Source organism: Streptomyces sp. NBC_01591 (assembly GCF_035918155.1).
Taxonomy (GTDB): Bacteria; Actinomycetota; Actinomycetes; order Streptomycetales; family Streptomycetaceae; genus Streptomyces.
Genome location: NZ_CP109328.1, coordinates 278,732 through 295,743, shown reverse-complemented (window position 1 = coordinate 295,743; position 17,012 = coordinate 278,732). Strand labels below are relative to the sequence as shown.

Annotated in this window: 12 protein-coding genes and 2 pseudogenes; 9 read left to right on the top strand and 5 right to left on the bottom strand. The window is 67.0% G+C overall.

Annotated elements, in window-relative coordinates; genetic code table 11:
- The first annotated feature begins 62 nt into the window (after positions 1-62).
- The 3 genes and pseudogenes from OG978_RS42305 to OG978_RS42290 all read left to right on the top strand — a co-directional run bounded on the left by OG978_RS42305 (position 63) and on the right by OG978_RS42290 (position 2,923).
- Positions 63-1,750, top strand: a pseudogene (locus OG978_RS42305) (ISAzo13 family transposase).
- Between the two features lie 104 nt (positions 1,751-1,854).
- Entirely contained in the window at positions 1,855-2,223 is a 369-nt protein-coding gene (locus tag OG978_RS42300) for a hypothetical protein (RefSeq protein ID WP_326770405.1), read from the top strand.
- A gap of 379 nt (positions 2,224-2,602) precedes the next feature.
- Positions 2,603-2,923: a DUF3703 domain-containing protein gene (locus OG978_RS42290; RefSeq protein ID WP_326770404.1), complete on the top strand. Its 321-nt coding sequence runs from the start codon at positions 2,603-2,605 to the stop codon at positions 2,921-2,923.
- A 244-nt stretch (positions 2,924-3,167) separates the two neighbouring features.
- Here the strand turns inward: OG978_RS42290 and OG978_RS42285 are convergent, their stop codons facing one another.
- A complete protein-coding gene (locus OG978_RS42285) occupies positions 3,168-3,530 on the bottom strand; it encodes a peptidase inhibitor family I36 protein (protein WP_326770403.1) in 363 nt (120 codons plus the stop codon).
- Positions 3,531-3,855: 325 nt separating this feature from the next.
- Between OG978_RS42285 and OG978_RS42280 the strand changes: the two genes are divergently transcribed.
- The 3 genes from OG978_RS42280 to OG978_RS42270 all read left to right on the top strand — a co-directional run bounded on the left by OG978_RS42280 (position 3,856) and on the right by OG978_RS42270 (position 8,111).
- A complete protein-coding gene (locus OG978_RS42280; protein WP_442817905.1) occupies positions 3,856-4,092 on the top strand; it encodes a transposase in 237 nt (78 codons plus the stop codon).
- 282 nt (positions 4,093-4,374) lie between these two features.
- Positions 4,375-4,833 carry a hypothetical protein gene (locus OG978_RS42275; RefSeq protein WP_326770402.1) on the top strand — a complete coding sequence of 153 codons (459 nt, stop codon included), beginning with the start codon at positions 4,375-4,377 and terminating at the stop codon, positions 4,831-4,833.
- Entirely contained in the window at positions 4,830-8,111 is a 3,282-nt protein-coding gene (locus tag OG978_RS42270; RefSeq protein WP_326770401.1) for a hypothetical protein, read from the top strand. Before OG978_RS42275 ends, OG978_RS42270 begins: the two co-directional genes overlap by 4 nt.
- Before the next feature lie 514 nt (positions 8,112-8,625).
- Here the strand turns inward: OG978_RS42270 and OG978_RS42265 are convergent.
- Both OG978_RS42265 and OG978_RS42260 read right to left on the bottom strand, forming a co-directional pair.
- On the bottom strand, positions 8,626-9,015 hold the full coding sequence (locus OG978_RS42265; protein WP_326770400.1) for a hypothetical protein: 390 nt from the start codon (positions 9,013-9,015) through the stop codon (positions 8,626-8,628).
- A protein-coding gene (locus OG978_RS42260; RefSeq protein WP_442817877.1) for an IS5 family transposase occupies positions 9,012-9,943 on the bottom strand; the annotation gives its coding sequence in 2 pieces (ribosomal slippage) (positions 9,012-9,583 and positions 9,583-9,943; 933 coding nt in all). The genes OG978_RS42265 and OG978_RS42260 overlap by 4 nt, the downstream gene beginning before the upstream one ends.
- 2,250 nt (positions 9,944-12,193) lie before the next feature.
- Between OG978_RS42260 and ltrA (OG978_RS42255) the strand changes: the two genes are divergently transcribed.
- From ltrA (OG978_RS42255) to OG978_RS48615, 3 genes and pseudogenes are all read left to right on the top strand, one after another.
- The gene (gene ltrA / locus OG978_RS42255; protein WP_326763529.1) at positions 12,194-13,981 is read left to right on the top strand and encodes a group II intron reverse transcriptase/maturase; all 1,788 of its coding nucleotides are present in this window, start codon (positions 12,194-12,196) and stop codon (positions 13,979-13,981) included.
- A gap of 202 nt (positions 13,982-14,183) precedes the next feature.
- Positions 14,184-15,176 (top strand): annotated as a pseudogene (gene ltrA / locus OG978_RS42250) (group II intron reverse transcriptase/maturase); the annotation flags it as partial.
- Complete coding sequence (locus OG978_RS48615; RefSeq protein ID WP_442817904.1) at positions 15,091-15,579, top strand: GNAT family N-acetyltransferase; 489 nt, start codon at positions 15,091-15,093, stop codon at positions 15,577-15,579. The pseudogene ltrA (OG978_RS42250) and the gene OG978_RS48615, both read left to right, overlap by 86 nt.
- Here OG978_RS48615 and OG978_RS42240 read toward each other — a convergent pair.
- Both OG978_RS42240 and OG978_RS42235 read right to left on the bottom strand, forming a co-directional pair.
- Positions 15,521-15,973 carry a type IV toxin-antitoxin system AbiEi family antitoxin domain-containing protein gene (locus tag OG978_RS42240; protein ID WP_326770397.1) on the bottom strand — a complete coding sequence of 151 codons (453 nt, stop codon included), beginning with the start codon at positions 15,971-15,973 and terminating at the stop codon, positions 15,521-15,523. The two genes, OG978_RS48615 and OG978_RS42240, sit on opposite strands and share 59 nt — an antisense overlap.
- Positions 15,970-16,824, bottom strand: coding sequence for an IS5 family transposase (locus OG978_RS42235; RefSeq protein WP_326770396.1), 855 nt, complete (start codon positions 16,822-16,824; stop codon positions 15,970-15,972). The genes OG978_RS42240 and OG978_RS42235 overlap by 4 nt, the downstream gene beginning before the upstream one ends.
- Positions 16,825-17,012: the final 188 nt, after the last annotated feature.

The window sequence follows — 17,012 nt, the reverse complement described above, 5'->3', positions numbered from 1 at the left end:
ACGGCTTAGGGCTCGTAAAGAATCAACACGTTGCTTCACGGTCTCCCTGTCGTTGGTGTGGTATGCGCATACCGAGTGAGGTTCGTGACCAACTTGCCCTGAGATTCGGAGTGTTGTTCCCTCATCTGAATGAGCGGCAGCAGCGGCTGGCGCTGGCCGCCGAGGCCCGGCTGCTGGGGCACGGTGGGGTCCGGGCCGTCGCGCGTGCCGCAGGGGTGAGCGAGACGACGGTGCGGAAGGGTGTCTTCGAGTTGGAGGGCGGTGAGGACCCACTGCCCGATGGCCGGGTCCGCCGGGACGGCGGCGGTCGCAAGAGCGCCGAGAAGCTTGACCGGCTGCTCGTTCCGGCGTTGCTGGCGCTGGTCGAGCCGGATGAGCGGGGGATCCGATGTCGCCGCTGCGGTGGACGACCAAGTCGCTGCGGTCTCTGGCCGGGGAGCTGACGCGGCAGGGCCATACCGCGTCGGCGCCGACCGTGGGCAGGCTGCTGCGGGAGAACGGTTTCAGTCTGCAGGCCAATGCCAAGACCCTTGAGGGCGCTCAGCACCCCGACCGGGACGCGCAGTTCCGGTACATCAACGACCAGGTCAAGGACCATCAGGCGGAGGGCGAGCCGGTGGTCAGTGTGGACACGAAAAAGAAGGAAGTCGTCGGGGATTTCAAGAATGCGGGACGTCAATGGCGGCCGGCCGGTGAACCCGTGCGGGTTGACGTCCATGACTTCCCCAGCGATGCACTGGGCAAGGCCCTGCCTTATGGCATCTACGATCTGGCGGCGGACACCGGCTGGGTGAATGTCGGTACGGATCACGACACCGCAGCCTTCGCGGTCGAATCGATCCGCCGTTGGTGGAACGGGCAAGGACGCCTCGACTACCCGCAGGCCAGACGTCTGTTGATCACTGCCGATGCCGGCGGCTCCAACGGCTACCGCACCCGGGCCTTCAAGACCGAGTTGGCCGCGTTCGCCGCCCGGACCGGCCTGGCCGTCACGGTCTGCCACATGCCGCCGGGCACATCGAAGTGGAACAAGGTGGAGCATCGGCTGTTCTCCGCGATCACCATGAACTGGCGCGGCAGAGCGCTGAACAGCCACGAGGTCGTCGTGCAGTCCATCGCCGCGACCACCACCCGCACCGGTCTCACCGTCCACGCCGAACTCGACACCGGCACCTATCCCACCGGTGTGAAGGTCAGCGACACCGAGCTGAACGCGGCGCCGGTCACCGGACATGCCTTCCACGGCGAATGGAACTACACCGTGCACCCCCACCCCGCCAGCCCGGCAGACCCCACCAGGCCGACGCCCGGGCCGCGGCGGTCTTCGACCGCGGTGCCCTGTCACATCCCGCGCTGACCGGCATGACCTGCACCGCACTGGCCGAGCTGACCGAGACCCTGACCCCTGGCTGGCAGGCGCTGCAGAAACAGGACCCGGCCACCCGACGCGACGGCGGCACCCGGCGCCGGGCCCCGGGCGGCGGCCGCAAAGCCAAACTCGACCTGGCCGACCGGGTCCTGGCCACCGTGCTGCAACAAAACCTCGCTCTGCCGCCTACCGTGCTGGCCCACCTCTTCGCCGTCAGCAAGGACACCATCCGCCACACCACCAGCGAGATCCGACGACTGATGGACCAGCACGCACACACCCCAGCCCCCAGCAGCACACCTCAGCACCCTGGCAGGACTCCTCGTCCACGCCACCGCACACGGCGCGACCCTCACGACAGAGACCAAACCAACGTGTTGATTCTTTACGAGCCCTAACCACCTGCAGGTTTGACCATCTGTCACCATGGTGTCACTTCTGCGATCATGAGGGCGCATCAGCCCCTGACCAGCTGGAGTACTCCTGTGACCGCACGTCGTCTCGCTCGTGTCACCCCGATTGCTACCCTCCTCCTCGCCGTTTCTCTTGCCGGGTGCAATCCCAGCGCGGCGAAGTCCGATTCCGACTCCAAGCCGTCGGCTCCCGCTTCCGCGCCGGGCAAGGAGTCCGCGGCACCGGGTGCTCCTGCAGGCAGCAGCGATCTGTCCCTGGCCGAGGCCATCGCGAAGATTCCCGCGGGCACCGAGGACCGAACCGGATACGAGCGTGACTCCTTCCGCCTGTGGGTCGACGCAGACAAGGACGGCTGCGACACCCGTATTATCTCTATGCTGCGCCGGATGACTGATGTGTTCGTCCAGCTCATGCAGGGTGGGGTGGCCTGTGCTTACTGAGAGGCACATGAGGCACGGGAGTGTGAGGACCGGCACGCGTTTCCTCCGGGCCGTAATCGTGTTGGCAACCGCTGCGGTTCTCGTCTCAGGGTGTAAAGGCCTTGGAGAAGGTGACTCTTCGACGGGAGCCGGACCGACCGAGCAGGACGGACGGGCGATCAGTCCGCTGAAGAACCCCGACGGTACGAAGCCGGGGCTCGCGCCCGTGACGGCGGACGCGGACCAGGAGACGGCTCGAAAGCTCATAGAGGAGCTGTCAACGAAGGGGAGAGGGCCAAAGACCGGCTATGCCCGCCCGACGGCTGCGGCCGAGACCGACACCTGCGGCTGCAAGCCCGGCTGTACCTGCTGCAACTGACCACCGCCCCCGGAGACCTCGATGCCTCGCACCATGCCCGCGGGCGTCCGCACCGCCTACACCGCGGAAATGACGGCCGCCCGCACTACTGCGGACCCTGCCAACCGATGGCGCCACCTGGAGCGGGCCCACATCCTGTCCCAGCCCTGGCCCTGGCCCCACACCCACATCGCCATGCTCGGCCTCGCCCTGCGACAGCGTGACCGGCGCGAGGCCCTCGGCCAGGTCATCCGGATCATCGTCGCCGCCCCCGGATCAGCCCTCGGCCGCTACCCCGAAGGCAACACTGGCAGAGGATGTGCGACTGAGCCGAAACATCAGGCGCACCGGTCGAACACGTAGGAGTCCTGTACGAGCACGTGGGAGCAGGTTCCCCAGTCCCAAAGCAGTACCAACCCAGTGACCAGCACCAAGAGGACTGCAATACCAGCGGTACATGCAAGGACGATCCGGCCTGCTTCTGACACCAGGAGGAGTGCCCCGCCACCAAAGATGACGCCCAAGATCACGAGAGCAAACAGGATCCCGAGCATCCGCCACCCCTACCAATTGGAAACGTCGCTGCTGGCAAGGTCCCCCTTCCGGCTCAGCGACAAACGGCGGCAACGCGAAGCGTTGGAGGCTCTACCTTGCGGCCTAGACCAGAGAGTCCGGGCCCCGTCACATTGAGCGCCCTCAATCCCTCGGGTACGGCGCGCGAGCTCCTCCGGGGTGGGCCAGCCCGGATCGAGGAGGGCAGGTCTTTGACGCTGCCGTCGACGGCTCGGCGTACCCAGGGCTGGCCGCCGAAGTTGATCTCGGGGTAGATGCAGACGTAGCCGGACGGGCAGTCGATCGCCGCCCGCACCCCGCCGGCCGGAGAGGCGGCGGAGGCGGTGGCGGTGGTGGCGGCGAGCGGCATGAGGGCCAGGGCGGCGAAGGCCGCGACACGCTTCACAGTTTTGATCACGGCACCAGACTTCCCGGCCGCCCTGGCCGGATGCGGGCGATCTTCTGCGCGTTCACTCCGCCAGCGGAGCGCGGAAGGAGCATGCCGGGCGCGAACACGGCAGGCCGGCCCAGCTCGTTACCCCGGCTGCGAGCCGGTGGCTTCGCCGTCACGTTCCGACCGCTGTGCGCGCACGCCTTGACCTGATAGACGCGATTGTGAAGGGTCGCGTGCATGACATTCAGAGCAGGTGGAGTGAGCTTCTGGTGGGCTGAGTTGCGGGGACCGGCCGGGGCCGAACTCCTAATGGGTGTGCTTGGAGGCGGTGTTGCCCGAGTTGCCGGTGATGGGGCGCAAGCCCCGGGACCGGCGGCAGGTGTTCGACGGGATCTGGTGGCGAGCCAGGACCGGTTCGCCCTGGCGGGATGTGCCGGAGCGATACGGCCCGTGGGAGACGGCATACTCGGTCTTCCGGCGCTGGCAGATCGACGGGACCTGGGCCCGCATCCTGAAGAAGCTGATGGCGAGGGCGGCGAGGCCAAGAAGGACGGGTTCGGTCAGATGCGAGCCCATCTCGGTTTAGGCGCCGACGGTCGTGAGGTTCTGGTTGGGGCAGCGGAAGATCACGGAGTTCACCACCACCCGCAGCAGCCCGCGCTCAGCGCGGGTCGTGTCGTGGCGGTCGTGACGGCGCATCTCTATTTCGGCGTAGTAGAAGTCATATGTGCGCTCTCCTCTGCGGCGGCCTGTTTTTGGCGCGCTTCGCAGGTGTCCATTGTGCGCTGTCGGGCTCGCGGGTATGGGGTGGGCGATATCGTCGTCATCAAAGTGGCGTACGTAACTCATTCTGCATATGGGGGACTTGATGTCAGATCCGGAGGCGGCGCTGGCGATGGTCGCGGCGACGACGATTGTTGCGGCTATGGCGACCAGCGCCTGGGAGGTCACAAAGGCCGGGGTCGCAAGGGTCTTTCGGCGGACCGATGGTGCCGAGTCAGGGCCGGAGTCCGGTGGCATCGAGGTGCGGCTGGAGCGCAGTGCGGCGCGGATCGCGGACGCCGCTGATCCGGACAACGTGCGGCAGGCGCAGATCGTCCGCTGGCGTGAGGACCTCGAGGACCTGATGCACGATCACCCCGATGCGGAGGCCGATTTGCGAACGCTCGTGGAGGCGATCCGGCAGCAGCTTCCGCCCGTCCAGCAGCAGTGGGTCCAGCGCATTGAGGCGCGCGACGGGGGGGTCGCCTTCGGGGCGATTGGGCCAGGCAGCAGCGTCATCGTCCACTACGACCGGGACACGCCGCCCACCGCGGACGGCCGTTGAGCCCCGCCCAGCAGCAGACCGTTCATGCGGTCAACGGCTTCGCCTACGGCTGCATTGGCGCGGACATCCACGTTTTCGGCGACGGCGCGCCACTGTACGTCCTTCAGCGATGGCGCCCCGAAGCCCGGCCGAGCCCATCCTGGCTACTGGACCTGCCCAGCCGCATGCTGAACGGGCGTTTCGCGGTCGTCGACTTCACTGGTCGCGAGAACGAACTGGCCGACCTGCGCCGCTGGCGCGATCACGGTCCACGGCTGGCGGTCCAGTGGCTGCACGCGCCGGGCGGCCAGGGCAAGAGCCGACTGGCCGCGCAGTTCGCGAAGGAGTCGGAGGCCGCCGGCTGGACCGTGGCAACGGCCGCACGTGGCCTCGGCGTCACTCACCCGCCACCCGGAAGCCAGGACCTGCGCACCGAAACCCGCGCCGGCGCACTCCTGGTCGTCGACTATGCCGACCGATGGCCGGCGGCCCACCTGACATGGCTGCTCAGCAACACGCTCCTGCACCAGGCCACCGACCAGGCACGAGTGCTGCTGGTGGCCCGCAGCCGAGACCCCTGGCCCGCCGTACGCGCCTCTCTCGCCGACCTTCAGGCCGACGCCTCGACGCGCGCCTTGCCGCCACTGGCCGATACCGGCCGCCGGATCGGCGACAGCGAACGCCTCGGCATGTTCCTCGCCGCGCGCGATGCCTTCGCCGCCCTCTACGGGGTGCCCGCGTACGCCGTCGAACCGCCCGACGAACTGAGCGGACCTGACTTCGGGCTGACGCTTGCGATCCACATGGCTGCACTGGTGGCCGTGGACCGCCACGCCCATGCCGCCACCGCGGCCACCGCGGCGGACATGACCGCCCTGACCGCCTACCTGCTGGACCGGGAACGCCGCCACTGGCACACGCTGCACGAGACCGGGGCGCTCGGCACCACCACGGCGGAGATCTCCCGCGCCGCCTTCGTCGCGGCGCTCACCGGACCGCTCCCATACCGGGACGCGAAGAGAGCGCTCACGACGGCCGGACTCGGTGCCGATACGGACCGCCTGCTCACCGACCACGCGTACTGCTATCCCCCCGGCACCTCCAGCACCGTCCTGGAACCCCTCTATCCCGACCGCCTTGCCGAGGACTTCCTGGCGCTCTCCCTGCCGGGCCACCACCTCGCCGACCACGCCTCCGATCCCTGGGCCGCCGGCATCCCCGAACTTCTACTGCCTGCGGCCGAGTCCGTCGGCTCGGCAAACGGCAACGGCCGGCACGACGACGGCGGCCTGCCGCCCTATGCTCCCCGGGCCCTCACCTTCCTCGTCTCCGCCAGCCACCGCTGGCCCCACGTGCTGGCCACGTTGGAAACCCTCGACACGCGCCTGCCGGAGGACGTCGGCACAACCAACGAGCTCGCCGCGGCCGCGGCCGACCTCGCCGAACGCCTCGCTCCGCAGCGCCTGTCGGCGGCCGCAGATCCAGCCGAACGCGCCCGGATCAATCGCGTGTTGGGGCAGCGACTCAACCAGGCAAGCCGGGCGGAGAAGGCCACTCCCGCATTCGCGGAAGCCGTGCGGCTGTATCGCGAGCTCGCCGCCTCGAACCCACAGGCCTTCGAATCCGTCTTCGCCAAGTCATCGTTCGAACTGGCTGTGGCTCTGGTGTTCGCGGACGTGGAATTCCGCGTGCGGGAGCTCCACGAGTTGCACGCGGCCGATGCGGCACGGCTCGATCAGGCAGCCGCAGCATTCCGGGACGCCATTGAGATCTTCCGCCGGCTGGCAGCGGAGAACCCCGCCGAGCACCAGGAAGACCTGGTCGCGGCGCTGTCTATGGCCTCCTTGCTCGTGCCGCGGCTGGGACCGTCCGACCTGGCGGTGGCCACGGCGCTGGAGGCGGTCGACATGGTCCGCCACCTGGCGCACGAGGACCTCAACGTGTCCTATGCGCTCGCGGCCTCTGCCGTTGCCTTGGCCGGAGCACACCCCGAGCAGGCAGAGGCTCTGGCCGACGAGGCGGTCGGCATCGCCCGGCGGATGGTCCGCGAAGACCCGGAGAAGCACATGGAGCACCTGCTCTTCATGTTGTCCACCCAGGGGTCGGTGCTGCTGAGGCTGGAGCGGGCCGAGGAAGCCATCGACGCGCTCAGCGAGGCCGCGGAACTCAGCGGCCGAGGACCACAGGCCGACCAGGACAAGGATCCCTGGTTCGAGGTCATGGCCCAGGCGGTCAGCTTCGTGTGGGTGCAGGAGCGGGCCACCGGGGTGACAACAGGACGAAGCATGGCCGTACAGGCGCTGAGCCGCCTGGCCTACGGCGACACCTCTGGTCGCGCGTCCGCGCTACTGAGAGTCCTGCTGTCCGTCTCCGGCATGATCGATCCGTCCGCACGTCCGGACGACCTGCTCGCCGTGTATCGCGCCATCATCCACCTCCTCAAAACGTCGGACGAGATCCCGTACGTGGGGGACGACGTCGTCGGACGTTCCGATATCAACGGTGTGCTGACTTACGCAAGCGTCCTCCTGGCGAGAAATGGCCGGTGGGAGGAAGCCCTGCCCTACCTCGACGAAGCGGCCCTGACAGTCTGGTCCGAGGGAGCGGACCCCCTCCATGCGGCCTTGGGTAGCGTGCTCGTCAATATGACCGCCATGCTCGCCGACCTCGATCTGGACTGGGACGGCGATCCTTACCATCAAATGGCCCGGCCCGAGGCTGTGCGTGTGCTGGAGCGGATCGCCGAGACTTATCGCCGCCTCGCGCAGGACGAACTCCCCGTCCACGAACTCGGCCTGGCAGTCACGGCGAAGATCCTGTCCGAGGCGCTGTGGCACACGGGACGGTGGCAGGAAGCCGTGGACTTCGGCCGGGAATCGGTCCGAACCTGGCGGCGCTGCGCCGCCCGGGACGGTGCCGCCGAACACCGCGAGCAACTCGCCATCGCCCTGCACCGCCTCGCGGACAAACTGACGGCCACCGGCCAAGCGGAAGAGGCCGCCACCATAGCGCCCACCCAACAGGAAATCGAGGCAGAGTACGCAGCAGTCCAGAGACGAATCGCAGCCTCCCGGAGACGAGAGGCGATCGAGTCGATAGGCGACTTCTTCTTCATCCGCGCCCTGAGGGCCCGCGACCGCGCGGCAGCCCTGGCGCGAGAGGCGGCCTGGCCGATGCGCAACCTCCACCTCGACGTCTTGCACCGCGCCCGCATGCTCGCCTTGAAGGCCCGCAACGGCGCGGTGGCCCAGTCGATGCGTCGGCTGTGGAGGAGTCGGTTCAGGTCGCCCTGGCGGTAGAGCAGCACCGTGGTGCGGTGCCAGTCCATGGCGGTGGCGGCGTGGGTGAGGAGACCGGCGCGCACCAGGTGCTCGACGTCAGTAGTAGTAGCCTGCCGACGCCGAGGATCTTCGCGACGGCGTCCCGCATGTGCAGCTGCCCGGCGACGGACGCGCGCTCGACCTTCCGGCGGTCCAGGCTGCGCCCTCTCTCCAGGGGCCACCCGCAGTAGAGCGGGTGGCCCTTGTAGGCCCTGGGATCCCCGGGCCCCAGGGCTCGTTTCCGCAGGTTGGCATGCGACGGTCGGGGCCTCACGTCCGATTCGCTCTAGCTACCGGCCGGTTAGTTGTCCCCTGACATGCTGGGATTCCGGGGCCGACCTGGAGGGCCTGGACCGGATGTATTCGGCCGGTCGGGCCGGGCGCCAGGTGAACGCGGGCAGGCGGTGCATGACCACGGCCAGGCCGGCCAGGACCCCCTGGCTTGCTGCGAGTGCTCGCACGTCGCAGCGTTCAGCGTGGTGGAGCAGCGGGATTACCGGTCCGCAGCGTTGATGAGAGCATCGGCTAGGAGGCGGCGGAACGGCGTTAGGAACTCGTTCATGCCAGGGCGCGTGTCCACCAGTGTGTTCATTGCGATGAGGAGTTCGGAGAGCTGGCCGGGGGCTGGCTGAGCATCGAGAAAGGCAGTCCGGTAGTAGTCCGTCTTGTCCCGGTGGGACATCAGGCAATGGGCAAGGAAGAGGTTGCCCAGCACCGGTACGACGTGCGGCAGAGCCTCTGATGACACTCTCAGGGCCTCCAGGACCTCAACGGCACGCACGAGGACTTGCTCGCCGTCCGGGTCGTGCAGGGCGTGCAACGCCACCGCGCGCTCGTAGTGAGCCCACCCGTTGCCCGGGCTAGGTTCTGTCCGGTCGATCATGTCCGGAGCCAGATGATGGTTGCTGCGACGGTGACGGTACCCAGGTAGACGTATGCGCGCTTGTCGTACCTCGTGGACACGGCTCGGTGGTTCTTGAGCTTGTTGATCGCCCGTTCCACGGTGTTGCGCTTCTTGTACCGCTCCTTGTCGAAGCCGGATGGGCGACCCCCTGCCCGGCCCCGGCGTACGCGGTTCACTGCCTGATCGCTCTTCTCGGGGATGACGTGTCGGATGCCTCGCCGCCGCAGGTAGCGGCGGGTCCGGCGGTTGCTGTAGGCCTTATCGGCGCTCACGCTGTCCGGTGTGGTGCGCGGGCGGCCCGGCCCGAGGCGAGGCACCCGAATGCGCTCCATGACCGGCTCAAACTGCGTGCAGTCCGCCCGTTGGCCCGCCGTCAGCAACAGTGAAAGCACACGGCAACGACCGTCGGCACTCAGGTGGATCTTGGTGGTGAAGCCTCCTCGGGAGCGACCGAGCGCCTCACCTCCTGCACCACCTTCACCAGGCGGGCGCACAATCTCACCCATGCTCTTTCGCTCTGGTGTTTCATTGCCGCCGCCCCTTTTGACACGGCGGGTGGTGGGGCCTTCCGGGCTCCGGCCGCATGCTGGTGGGCACGGATCGAGGTGGAGTCAACCGAGACGTCCCAGTCGATCCGACCGGTGGCATCGGCCTGGGCCTGCACCTGCTGAAGCAACCGGTCCCAGGTTCCGTCGGCCGACCAGCGCCGATGACGCTCATAGACGGTCTTCCACGGCCCGTAGCGTTCAGGCAGATCACGCCACTGCACCCCGGTCCGCACCCGGTGCAGGATGCCGTTGACCACCTGACGGTGATCGCGCCACCGCCCGCAGCGGTTGTTGCCTGTCGGCAGAAGCGGCTCCAGACGTCGCCGCTCCGCCTCTGTCAGATCCCCCCGACCAGTCATACAAGAGCCAACGAATCAGCGGGCGGCATGGGTGCGCGGTCAGCACCTTCGATGCCACCACGCCAACTCCTGGTCTGCCATCGGCTCGTGATGCGTTCGCCCGAGAAGCACCACGTCCAGGCGCTCCACCTGCACCCGGAGTTCGCCGGCGGCCCTTGGCGGAAGCATGAACAGAGCGTCTTGCAGCTTGTCCCGGGCCCACCCCTCGCCGCAGCACGGGCAGGTGAACTCAGCCTCCCACTGCCTCCACCGGCGCTTGGTGCCATGGACGCGCACGGACCACACGCTCAACGCCACTGCCACGATGCCCGGAGACAATCGCTCCCGTTCGAGCACACGGACGGCGGCATTCGCCGCTCCCGACAGACCTGGGACATCGCGATACCCCACCCAGGGGCTTCCCCAGCCGCGTTCCCGCGACCGAAGTGAAGCTGGTGTTCTACGCGGCACGGCCACTTCGGGTGCAAGTCATGGATGGCATCCTCCCACAGTCCAAGATCGGCCGGACAGAACCTAGCGTCGCGCCATCCGGAGAGGGCGAGTGCTGAGGCGGTGGTCGCAGGTGCCGCGAGTAGTCCAGACAGGTGTCCGTGATCAAGGGGAAGCTTCAACCCGACGGTATCTATGTGCTGATGGGGAGCGCTCTGGGCCGCGCGTGCGGTTTGCGCGCAACTATGGTCGTGGAAGCCTTTGTGGCGGTTCCTTGCCCGGGTGGCCGCGATGGGCCGGCGGTGCTTGACGGCCGGGGCGGCGCTTTCGTATCACGTACCTGTCGGCAGCCTGGCCCGCGGGTCATGCCCTCGTCAGGCTTGGTCAGGTTGCTTCGTCGAGCAGGCTCTGGAACTTCTTCGCAGCGCCCCGGTGGCCGGCCTTCGCCCACGGCCGCCTGGTCCTCGTCGCCGTTCCCGCGAGTAGGCGCTGACCCGTGGTCGGGCCGACCAAGCCCGACCACGGAGTCGACACCGCGCCGACGGCCGCTGCCCGCCGAGCGGATCGAGCCGGTGGTTCACGAGTCGTGGTTCTGGCTCAGCTTCCGTTTGCGCCGTGAGGCGCTGTTGGTTCGAGTGGAGGTGGAAGACCGTGCGCCACGAGGCGCGGTGATCCGCGTGCGGGTGTGAGGCCCGCACCGTTGTCCCGTCGCAGCGGGACGACAGAAGCAGGGGGCAGTCGGGCCCGGCGAGTCGGCCGGATCTGGTGGAGAGCAGCCCCGACAACGACGGGACGCACCGGAACTACCGGAACCAGCGGTGTAAAGCCCCTCAAGACCTCCGCCAGCTCAAACCCGGTGGATCTGGGCTGGATTGCGGTGCGCACTGCCCGTCAGGGCGGGAACTCCTGGATCGGATTGATCTTGCCGGTCGGGAGGCCACGGTGAAGGACTGCGGCGTAACCGTGGCGATGCCGCAGGGGCAAAGCTGGCCGCCTCACCCGACGAGCGGATCACAGTGAACGTGGGAACCACCCCGGAGCTCCCGCATCAGCGCGCTCTCCAGGCGTGATGGGGCAGGAAGGCGCGACGTCCGTCGACGGCCCGGGGTGGGGCGGAGGGCTGGTAGTAGTCCGAGGGCGGGGTGCGACACGAAAGTCGCACGAGTTGAGTGAGCTTCATCGAAGGAGGTCGGCTGATGCCGAAGGTGTAGTTACGGATCAGTGTTCGAGGATCTGTCCCCGGCCTGACGTGCGTCGCTGGTAACGGCGGGGTGCGAAGCTCAGGTCTCCAGGCCCAAGGGCTCCCGTTCCATCCGGGAGTTACAGGTCACGGGGAAGGCCGACAGGGTGAACAGTGTGAACCCCTGGTGATGCCTCGTCATCGGAAGCCCCGCAGATGGGTCGTTGCAGTGGGGTCAAGGACTGGCCGTTGAGAAGCGGCAGGCGCCGACCGGAAGACGCTAGTCCGGTCGGGAGAACACCGCCGTCCTCGGGGTATAGGGGGCACCCGACCCGGCCGCACCTCACTCGTGCGGAACGTGACAACCCCGTTGGAGTCCACAGACGCCACGACGTCTACGGCAAGCCGACCGCAAGGAAGGCCCGATTCTCCAGCGGGCACAGGATGGCCTCAGAAGCCAATGCCGGCGGCCGAAAGGCAGCGGGAAATCGAGACACCATGACCGGCTCTCCGCCGGCCGTCTCGCATAACCGGCCGGATACGGGCTGGTGCCCGGACCCGAAAGGGTGCTGACGGAGGCCAGGTGAGCCTGTGGAGAGACGAAGAGAACGACACCGGAACCGAAGGGCAAGTTGGACGCCATGACGAAGACGCAGGTGAAAGCCGACGTAGACGTGATGGCGAACGGACCGGAGGACAACATCCCCGACTGGCACGATATTGACTGGCGTGCCGTCGAGGATGAAGTACGGCGTCTGCGACAGAGAATCTTCACGGCATCGCGGGAAGGCGACCTCAAACGAGTTCGCAACTTGCAGAAACTGATGCTTCGTTCCCGTGCCAACACGCTGCTGAGCGTGCGGCGCGTGACGGAGATCAACGCTGGGCGCAAGACCGCCGGAGTGGACGGGCGAACGGCGTTGCTGCCCCAGTCGAAGACCAAACTGGCCGACTGGGCGCAATACCGTGCGAAAACCTGGACGCCTTTGCCGGTCAAGCGCGTGCATATTCCCAAAGCAGACGGAAAGAAGCGCCCACTGGGGATTCCGGTCATCGCTGACCGGACACTGCAAGCGCGGGTGGTCAACGCGCTGGAACCCGAGTGGGAGGCGCGGTTCGAGCCGAAGTCGTACGGCTTCCGGCCCGGCCGCGGCTGCCATGACGCGATATCCGCCATCTACTTGACGCTGAAAGGCAAGAATCCCCAGCGGATGTGGGTGCTGGACGCGGACTTGAGAGCGGCGTTCGACCGCATCGACCACGGGCACCTGCTCGCCCAACTCGGCACGTTCCCCGCCAGGGAACTGGTCAAGCACTGGCTGAAGGCCGGAGTGGTCGACGGCGGCCGGTTCGCCCCGACAGAGGAAGGCACCCCACAAGGGGGAGTCGTCAGCCCTCTGTTGCTGAACATCGCTCTGCACGGAATGGAACAAGCCGCCGGAGTCCGATACCGCAAGCTCGGCACGAATGCCGCCGAGTCGGTTGAAGGTTCCCCGGCCCTGATCAGGTACGCCGACGATCTTGTTGCGCTGTGTCACAGCCATGACGAAGCCCAACAGGTCAAGGCGAAGCTCGCCGAATGGCTGCTGCCCAGAGGACTGGCGTTCAACGAGGACAAGACAAGAATCGTCCACGCTGACTCCGGTTTCGACTTTCTGGGATTCAACGTCCGCCGCTATGACGGAAAGCTGCTGATCAAACCGAGTCCGGCGGCTCTGAAACGAATCCGGGAACGGCTACGCACCGAGATGTTGGCCCTGCGAGGGTCCAATGTCAGTGCGGTGCTGCACAAGATGGATCCGATCGTGCGCGGCTGGTCGGCCTACTACCGGACGGTGGTCTCCAGTGCGGCGTTCACCGCGCTGGACGACTACATGTGGAAGCTCACCTACAAGTGGGCCAAGCACGGCCACCAGAACAAATCGAGGAACTGGATCGTCAACCGGTACTTCGGTCAGTTCAACAAGTCCAGCAAGAACCGCTGGGTATTCGGCAACCGGGAGACCGGTGCTCACCTGCGGAAATTCTCCTGGACAAAGATTGTTCGACACCAGATGGTCCCGGGCACATCGTCTCCGGACGATCCAGCCCTGGCCGAATACTGGGCCAAACGGCGGCGCAAAGAGAAACCCCTGCCACTGGACGCGTTCGGAATGCGGCTGCTGACGTCGCAAGACGGCCGCTGCCCGCTGTGTCGGGGCTTCCTCCTGCACGCCGACCACCAACCGCAGAGCCCGGCTGAATGGGAACAGTGGATGGCGGTGGTCCGAAGGGCAATGACGAAGCAATACCTCGTCCTCGCTCCGGACCAGGGCACGTCGAACGTGGTCCTTCGTTTCGTGCACACAGCCTGCCGACGTCGGCGTTCTGCCGGTATCGCGCCAGGTCCAGCAACCCTGCAAACCCGCGAGCCTTCAGGGCTTGCTTGAGCCGGATGCCGGGATGACTGGCACGTCCGGTTCTTAGGGGGCTCCGGCGCGGCAACGCGCCGGAGCTACCCGACAAAGCCGTCCACATGGCGAAGCAGCCCAGCGGATTCATGTAGTTGAGGAACTGCAAGGGACGGAGACGCTGGTGAATACCGGTGAACGGTGGCCTGACCCCGATGGGGCCTGGCTGCGGGTACGACGGATGCAGACCAAGCTGCACCAATGGGCGGTCGGTGATCCCGGCCGCAGGTTCGGTGATCTCTACAACCTCGTTCATCACCCTGACTTCCTCACCGTTGCGTGGGAGAGGGTGAGGGGCAATAAGGGGGCGCGCACGGCCGGCGTGGACCGGGTCGTACCGGCCTTCATCGCCGACGACGCCGATATCGTGGCCTTCCTGAAGAACGCGCGGGCGCAGTTGAAAGCCCGCGCGTTCACCCCTCTGCCGGTGCGGGAGCGCATGATCCCCAAGCCGGGTAGCGGGGGCAAACTCAGGAGATTAGGGATTCCCACCGCGATGGACAGGCTCGTGCAAGCCTCGCTTGTGCTGGTCCTGGAGCCGATCCTCGAGGCGTCCTTCAAGCCGGTCAGCTACGGCTTTCGCCCTGAACGACGAGCCCATGACGCGATCGCAGAGGTGCACCACTTCGGCACCAAGGGCTATCACTGGGTGCTGGATGCGGACATCGAAGCGTGCTTCGACAACATCGCGCACTCCGCTCTTCTGGAGCGGATGCGCCGACGAGTCGGAGACAAGCGGGTTCTCACTCTGGTCAAGGCGTTCCTGAAGGCGGGCATCATGTCCGCTGATGGCGAGACCAGGGACACGAACACCGGCACGCCCCAAGGCGGCATTGCCTCACCGCTGTTGGCGAATATCGCCCTCTCGGCGCTGGACGAACATTTCTGTGCCAAGTGGGACGCTCACGGCAATGGCGGCAGGCGGACAGCGCACCGCCGACGCGGAGGGGCCACAAACCGGATCGTCCGCTACGCGGACGATTTTCTGATCATGGTGTGCGGCACCCAAGCTCACGCGGATGCGCTGTGGGAGGAGGTCACGGCCGTGCTCGCCCCTCTGGGGCTCCGCCTGTCCGAGGCCAAGACCCGTGTCTGCCATATCGACGAGGGACTGGACTTTCTCGGCTTTCACATCCAGCGAAGGCGCAAGAAGGGCACCAGCGAGCACTACGTCTACACCTATCCGTCGAAGAAGGCGCTGGCCTCCATCACGGGCAAGGTGCGGGCAGTTCGGCTGGTGCGGTCTGACCGGATGGAACCCGGAGTACCGCAGCGCGTCGTTGGGCTACTGCCTCGACGATGCGATGTGGGGCCACGGCTTCGCGACGGAGACCGCGCACGCCGTGCTGCAGTGGGCATTCGACGCACTGGACCTGAATCGAGTTCAGGCTGAGACCGATACGCGCAACGTGGCGTCTGCCCGGGTCCTGGAGAAGATCGGATTCGTGCGTGAAGGGACGTTGCGGGAAGACTGCGTCGTGAACGGTGAGGTATCCGACTCGTGGGTGTTCGGGTTGATCAGGCGAGAGTGGCGGCCGTCGGCTGTGCCGATTCCAGCCCACGAAGTGCGGCGTTAGTCCGTTTCTGGTACCGGCCGCGTCCGGGTTGGTCGAGGAGTCCCTGACGGACGAGTCGTCCCAGGCGGGAGCGGGTGACGTTGATCGAGGGCTCGTCGGTGGGCAGCCCGAGTAGTTCGTGTAGGTCACGAACCCGGAAGACCCGCCCGGGATGCTCGTTGAAGGCGGTCACGATGCGCTGGTAGACGGTGGCGGGCTCTGCGGGGGCTTGTGTGGGTTCGGGCAGGGCGAGGCCGTCGATGACCTTGCCAGTGGTGACGATCTCGGCGAGGCGGGCCTCGACCTCGGCCAGGGCACTGGTGAGTTGGTCGATCTGTTCGCGCAGGCTGTCGGCGCGTGCGGCGGTCTCGTCGTGTTCGGCCTGCAACAGCCGCAGGAGTTCGGTGACGTTCACGCAGCCAGCTCGACGTCGTCGCGCCAGGCGGGGCTGGGGGTGGTGAGGCGGCGGAGCATGCCCGCGGTGGAGGCCCAGTAGACGCGGGAGGCGGCGTTGTCGGGCCGGTGGTCGTAGTCGCGGGCGAGGCGCCGGTGGAGCATGAGGGTGCCGTTGACCTGCTCGACCACCCACCGCTTCGGTTGCGGAACGAAGCCCTTGCCCTGGTCGTCGGGGTTGCGCCGGACCACCTCGACGGTGATGTCCTTCACCGCCCCGTGGATGATCACGGCGTCCTTGAAGCCCTGGTCGACCAGGACCTTCTCCAGGCGCATCCCGCACCGTTCGGCCGCCTGGTCCAGCAGGGCGATGCCGGCCTCGTTGTCGTGCGCACTGGCGGCCAGGACCACCACACCGATGACCAGGCCCAGCACGTCGACGGCGAGTCCCCGCTTCCTGCCGGGCGTCTTCTTGTTCGCATCCAGTCCTGTCGTCTCCTTCGGCACCCCCGCCGCGACGCGGACGGACTGGGTGTCGATGATCACCAGGGACGGGTCCTCTAATCGCCGGGCCCGCTCCCGCACCTGGCAGCGCAGGATCTCCTGGATCCGCTGGTCAATACCGTCCTGACGCCACAGGGTGAAGTAGTAGAACACCGCCGACCATGCCGGGAAGTCGTGTGGCAGGAGCCGCCACTGACAGCCCGTCCGGTTCTGGTACAGCAGCGCGTTCACGACCTCGCGCAGATCACAGGAGCCCGGATCTCCGGTCGCCGAGCGCGACACCCGCTCCTGCTTCCAGGCTGTGATCAGCGGCTCGATCAAGGCCCACTGCCCGTCGGACAGGTCCGTTGAGTACGGCATCCGTTCCATGCCCCGACCCCATCATGCACACGACATGCGAGTCAGCCCGAACGACTCCGCACCCACGAACAGGTGACACCAGATCATCCAGAAATGGACATAACGTCCACTCAGTGGTCGTTTGTTGAACCGCGACGCGCTCGGAGGAGCTTGGTGCTTCCGACTGTCAGAAGCACCGCACCGAGCAGTGCGACCCC